The sequence below is a fragment of the Mycobacterium sp. NGS40 genome, assembly GCF_059812735.1.
The window spans coordinates 1-562 of sequence record NZ_JCALDG010000119.1 but is presented as its reverse complement, the minus strand read 5'-3'; the positions used below and the strand labels follow the sequence as shown (position 1 = coordinate 562).

Annotated in this window: 1 protein-coding gene; it reads right to left on the bottom strand. The window is 58.2% G+C overall.

Features of this window, described 5'->3' with window-relative positions; all coding sequences use genetic code 11:
* Positions 1-562 (bottom strand): bile acid:sodium symporter family protein (locus AC5Y5O_RS32205; protein WP_500028769.1); only part of this gene is annotated, 562 nt, incomplete at both ends.

Genomic DNA, 562 nt, shown 5'->3' with positions numbered 1-562 from the left:
ACCGATAACCGTGAGAAACCTGTTTTCGTACCAGGTCCGGCCCTTGGCCTTCTCGCCGAAACGCCGCGATAGGTACCCGGCCAGTAGAGGGATGCCAAGAAATATCAGTACCGACTTGGCGATCTGCCAGGGGGAGGTACTGATTGTGGTCTGCGGTAAGCCGAGCCAGCCCGGCAGGACTGACAGATAGAACCAGCCCAGGACTGCAAACATCACCACCTGGAAAATCGAGTTCAATGCAACCAGGACCGCTGCGGCCTCGCGGTCTCCACAGGCGAGGTCGTTCCAGATGATCACCATCGCAATGCATCTCGCTAAGCCGACGATGATCAATCCGGTGCGGTATTCGGGCAGATCGGGTAGCAGAAGCCACGCCAAGGCGAACATCACGGCGGGCCCGAGTATCCAGTTCAAAATCAGGGAGCTGAGCAGTAACCGTCGGTCGCCTGTTACCGAGTCCAGCTTGTCGTAGCGGACTTTGGCCAATACCGGATACATCATTATCAACAGGCCAAGCGCGATGGGCAGCGAGATGCCGTCGACCTGGACGCGCTCAAGAGCG